This is a genomic window from Roseibium sp. RKSG952 (assembly GCF_009711355.1).
Genome location: NZ_SMMF01000729.1, coordinates 1 through 5891, shown reverse-complemented (window position 1 = coordinate 5891; position 5891 = coordinate 1). Strand labels below are relative to the sequence as shown.

Annotated in this window: 2 protein-coding genes; both read left to right on the top strand. The window is 54.3% G+C overall.

The annotated features are described in order from the left end of the window. Positions 1 to 2: 2 nt before the first annotated feature. Positions 3 to 4715 (top strand): amino acid adenylation domain-containing protein, encoded by a 4713-nt coding sequence (locus E1297_RS04930; RefSeq protein ID WP_368669463.1) that lies wholly within the window; start codon positions 3 to 5, stop codon positions 4713 to 4715. A 91-nt stretch (positions 4716 to 4806) separates the two neighbouring features. Continuing rightward, positions 4807 to 5736, top strand: coding sequence for a sulfotransferase (locus E1297_RS04925; protein WP_155134661.1), 930 nt, complete (start codon positions 4807 to 4809; stop codon positions 5734 to 5736). Positions 5737 to 5891 lie beyond the last annotated feature (155 nt).

The following is a 5891-nucleotide window of genomic DNA, read 5'->3' as shown; positions in this document are numbered from 1 at the left end:
ACATCATCTACACATCGGGTTCCACCGGAAGACCCAAAGGCGTCTGCGTCCAGCATGACGGTGCGGTAAACTGTGCGTATGGCGCGGCATCTGCCCGGAACTTTGAACACAGAAGCACAGTTCTATCCTGTTGTGCGCTGGGGTTTGACGGTTCCCTGTTTGAATGGTTACCGGCATTTGCCTCAGGAGCCTGTCTGGTGTTGGGCGGCGCGGGGTTGCCGGACCCGAAACTCATACAGGACCTCATCGGAACTCATGGAATTTCAAACATATTTGTGACACCGGCATTGCTGGCCGAGTTTTCCGAACAGGATTATGGTGTGAAGACCACCGGGGTTGGCGGAGACAAATGCAGCCCCGAACTGTTGAACCGTTTCGGCGATCAAACGCGGTTCGTCAATTGCTATGGGCCAAGTGAGGGCACCATATTTGCGACAAGCGGTGCGATGTCCAAAGGCCGTGAGATCACAATCGGAAGCCCTGCGCCAAACACTCAGATATATATTGCCGATGCAAGGATGCATCCGGTTCCAGTGGGAGTCGCGGGTGAACTCCTCATTGGCGGGATCCAGGTATCGCGCGGTTACCTTGGCAGAGCGGGGTTGACCGCGGAGAAGTTCATCGCCGATCCGTTCTCTCCGGAACCGGGAGGGCGATTGTACCGGACCGGAGATCTGGCGCGGTGGCAGCCTGACGGGAACGTGGAATTCCTTGGCCGGATCGACAGTCAGATTAAAATTCGCGGTATGCGGGTGGAGTTGGGTGAGATCGAGGCCGCACTGACGCGTCAGGATTGCATTGCGCATGCCGCAGTAAAGCTGCTCAAGGGAGCAGGAACCACGAGCGCGGACAACCGTATTGTTGCCTATGTTGTGCCAAAAACCGTTACAGACGAAATGATCTCGCGAAGTCTGGACCTGCCGTTGGGGCAGATAAGTGATGCGGACAGGGCAGATAGCCACCAACTTGCGCGTGAGCTGTGTCCTGAAGTTTCACTTCTGCGATATGCACTCGGCAGGGTTCTGCCGGACCACATGGTGCCGACCGGGTATGTCTGGTTGTCGCGCTTGCCGATAAACACGTCAGGAAAAGTGGACCTTGCGGCTTTGCCTGCACCGGCATTTTCAGACCTGGAGGTCCACGAATATGCAGAGCCATGCGGGGAGGCGGAAACATGCCTTGCGGCAATATGGGCTGACATACTGGATACTCCCCAGGTCGGCCGTAATGACAATTTTTTCGAGATGGGGGGGAACTCGCTGCTCGCAGTCAGGGCGGCCTCCAGACTACGAGAGGCTGGATGGCACTGTGAGGTCGGCGCCTTTTTTTCGGCGCACTCCCTAATGGATCTTGCGCAAACCATGGAGCCGACGGTTCGGCAATCGACAGCAAGTCTGGGAACTATTCCCGCTATGTGTGATCGCATTGAGCCGGGCATGTTGGAATTGGCGGTCCTTGATCAATCTGAAATCGACCGGATCACTTCACAAGTGCCGGGTGGTGCCCGGAACATTCAGAATATCTACCCGCTGTCCCATATGCAGGAGGACATACTCCTGCATCACTTGAGTGGCGGGGAGACCAGCGGGGACGCTTATCTGGTGCCAAACCTCATGGCATTCGATACGCGGGACACGATGGAGCAATTCCTTGGTGCGTTGCAGACTGTCATCGACCGCCATGACATTCTGCGCACATCCTTCTACTGGAAGGGGCTGAGCGAGCCTGTGCAAATTGTTTGGCGGGAAGCCGAAGTTCAGATTGACGAAGTGCTGGTTCAAGAACAGGGCCGGGACGCGGCTGACGCTCTGTGGAGCCAGATTGATCCGCGCCGTTACAGGCTTTCTCTTGAAACAGCTCCTGTCATGCGGGGATATGCCACCTGGGATGCTCAAAATGGCCGCTGGCTATTGTTGCTCCTGATGCATCATCTCATTTCTGACCATGAGACCATGAACCTCCTGTCCAATGAAGTCCGGTTGCTGGTTCGGGGACGGGAAAATGAACTTCATGAGCCTGTGGGATTTGGTGCGTTCATAAAAGAGACGCTTGCCACCGACCTAGCCGCGCATGAAGCCTATTTTACCGGGCTCCTCGGCACATTCTGCGAGCCGGCAATCCCGTTCGGTTTGTCCGACACCAACAATGATGGCACAAATATTGTCGAGGCGACAGTACCCCTGCCGGGAACCATGTGTGAACGCATTCACGCGGCAACGAGTGGGCTCACTATCATGCCCGCCAGCCTGTTCCATCTTGCATGGGCTTTGGTGTTGAGCAAACTGACGGACAAGGAAGATGTTGTCTTCGGGACCGTTCTGCTCGGGCGCATGCGCGGCAGTGCCGTGACGTCGCAAGATCCCGGATTGTTTCTGAATACACTGCCTGTCAGGTTTGCATCGGCAGGCGAGCATGTGAGCGAAGCCCTCATCAGTGTCCACGAGCAGCTCAGCGAGTTGGTTCTCCATGAGCACACGCCACTGACACTTGCCAGCCGGTGCAGCTCGGTTCCGCCGAGAACACCCCTTTTCACCACACTTTTGAACTACCGGCACAGCCAGCGTCCGAATGACACCGAAAAGGCCAAATCCCGGGCCGGTATCGAATATCTGGCTGGAGAAGACCGGTCTAGCTATCCGGTCGCACTCATGGTCGATGATTTTGGCGGCAGGTTCTCGATAAGTGCGCATGTTTTGGACCAATTGGATCCAAAACGTCTGTGCAATCAAATGGTCGAGGCAATATCCGGCATTTTATCCGCGTTGGAAGCCGGGCGGAACACTGCGTGCCGCGAGATCGGCATAGTTGATCGCGAAGAAAGAAACATCCTGCAGACCTGGTGTCGGGAAAACCGGTTTGTTGATACCCGACCCCTTGTGCATCGCATGTTTGAAGCGCGAGCCGCCGAAGCGCCGGGTGCCGTTGCCCTGACCTATGGCGGAAGGGCTATGACCTATGGCGCGTTGAACAGTTGCGCAAACCGCCTGGCCGGTTACCTGGCAGATATGGGCGTCGGACCGGAGCAACGTGTCGTTGTCTGTTTGCAACCAGGTTTTGAGATGGTTATAGCGTTTCTTGCCATACTCAAAGCTGCTGGTGTCTATGTACCGTTGGATCCCCTGACACCCAAAGACCGCTTTGCCACCATCGAGAGTGGCTGTGCCCCCTTGCTGATATTGAGCGATGGAACGGTCGACAGGAAACGGCAAACAACTGATATCGAGGTTCTGGATATCACCCGGGATCAGCATCTTTGGGCGGATTACCCTGCATCAGACAATACCGGGGAAAAACTTGGCGGACATAGCCTTGCTTATGTCATGCACACGTCCGGCTCGACGGGCCGCCCGAAAGGTGTTGGCGTCGAGCATCAAGGTCTGGCTAATCTGGTCGAAAAGCAAATTGAACTGTTTGCTCTTCGGCCAGAAAGCAGGATCTTGCAATTTTCTTCCATTGGCTTTGATGCAAGTATTTCAGAAATACTGACCAGCCTTTGCAGCGGAGCAACGCTTTGCCTCGCCCCTGTACTCGATAAGGTGCCGGGTGCGCCCCTGGCACACTTCATGGCAACCAACACCATCAGCCACGCTACGCTGCCGCCTTTTGCGATCCTCGGCCTTCCGTCTGCCTCGGACTTGCCAAGTCTCCGGATGCTGATTTCTGCCGGGGAGGCCTGTTCGAGTGAATTGGTCAGAAAATGGACGAGCAGCGCGCAGGCGCATCCCGGATTGATAAACGCCTATGGACCGGCAGAGGCAACGATCTGTGCAACGGCCATGACGTGCTCTCCCGGCATGGTGATGCCGCCAGCGATTGGTACGCCTCTGGAAAACACAACTGTTTACGTTCTCAACAAGCGAATGGAACTGTGTCCGATCGGCGTTGAGGGTGAGCTCTTCATAGCTGGCATCGGAGTGGCGCGTGGATATGAGGAGAATCCTTGCCTTACATCCGAGTGTTTTGTAGCCAATCCGTTTTCGAGCAAGGCTGGAGCCCGTTTGTACAAGAGCGGAGACCGGGTGCAATGGCGGGCAGATGGTACTCTGCAATTCCTGGGACGGTCGGATGCGCAACTGGAAATCCGCGGCATTCGAATAGAGCCCGGTGAGATTGAATCAGCCTTGCTGGGAGAAAACGAGATCGTTGATGCGTGTGTGGTCCCGACCCCAAAGGCATCTGGCGGAGTGGGGCTGACAGCATATGTGGTCCGCTCCAGCAACACCGGTTGCATGCCCGAAGGACAGGCTTTGTCCTCCGGTTTATTGGCGGCAAAGGCCACGTTTGATCCGAGTGAATATGGCGATCTCGATTGGTCAGGCAGCATACGTCAACATTTGGCACACAGGCTGCCGCCGCACATGCTGCCAAGCCAGTTTGTTGCCTTGGACGATATCCCTCATTTGCCTTCCGGAAAAATCGACTACCGTGCGCTTCCGAAACCTGATGAGGTTTACAAGGGTCCGGAGGACGATGGGCCATGTACCCAGGCGGAACGGCTTGTTGCCAAGATGTATGCAAGTCTTCTTGGGGGACGACCTGTCGGGAGAAGGGGAAATTTCTTTGACCTGGGCGGAGATTCCTTGTCGGCCTTGCGGCTTGCGGGGCTCTTGAGCAAGTGCACGGGCCACGACATTACCCTGCTGGACATTTATGAAGCCCCAAGCGTTCAGTCCCAGGCCGCATTTCTGGAAACACTGGATCGACGGCAATCCTGAGCCAGGAAAGCCGCTATAGATCGCGCTGCCAACTCAAGCCCAATAATTGGCCTGCGAGTTGAACTGAAGGTTGTTCATTAAGGTGAGCGAAATGAAAAAGCCAAATTTTTTCCTAATAGGTGCCCCCAAAGCCGGAACCACCGCATTTGCCGATTATTTGGCAATGCATCCGCAAGTCTTCATGAGCAGTATCAAAGAACCACACTTCTATTCCTCTGATCTTCCTAATCTGGGTATAAATGACAGGTCCCGTTATGAGGCATTGTTTGCTGATGCTGGAGAGCAGCACAGGATTGTAGGGGAAGCTTCCGTCAGTTACCTGGGATCTCAAGTTGCTTTGCCCCGAATACTGGAGGAATACCCAAATGCCAAGTTTCTCGTATTGCTGAGGAATCCGATCTCTATGGCAGTGTCCTTTTACTACCATGCGATTATAAACGGTTGGGAGCGGGCCGCGACATTTGAAGAGGCTTGGAACTTGCAACCTGCTCGAAAAAGGGGGGAGCACATTCCACCGCGCTGTTCGTCTCCGATTGTTCTGCAATACAAGCATTTGTGCAGCATTGGCAGCCAGTTTGAGAAGGTCTGCAAATTGGTCAGCCGGGAAAACCTGCATACAATCGTTTTTGATGACTTTGTTGCTGATCCGTCAAGGATATGGATGGAACTGCAAGATTTCCTCGGTGTTGACTATGACTTCCGGGAAAAGTTCCCTAAGATGAATAAACGTAAAGTCTACCGATCTTTGTTCTGGGCTGACCTTATGTGGCCGCTTATGCGTACCATGCGCACTTATGCTACAAACAAGCTTATAAGATACGCATTGATCGGCACCTATAAGGTGTTGACCAAACCCAGTACCGAAATTTCAATGTCACCGGATTTCGTCAGGCACCTGAATGCAGAGTTTGAATCCGAAGTTTCTTTATTGTCATCGTGCATGAAACGCGACTTTTCTCATTGGCTGCAAGAGCCGTACGGGACCTGTCCCAGTTTGACGCCGCCCCGAGTTCTCATTTAAGCGACCCTTGTTTCGAATGCTTATGGGCTTTTCCATGCCAGAGCGGAGTTCCTGCGGCGCGGATTGTAGAAGCCATTGAAGTATTCGAAGACGGCTACTTCATACCGAGTCCATTTGAACGTGGTTCATATTTAAGCTTCGCTCTTCGGCGCATT

What these genes read in the sequence shown, in the direction of transcription:
- E1297_RS04925 (WP_155134661.1), top strand. Translation starts at nt 4,807, where the DNA reads ATGAAAAAGCCAAATTTTTTCCTAATAGGTGCCCCCAAAGCCGGAACC.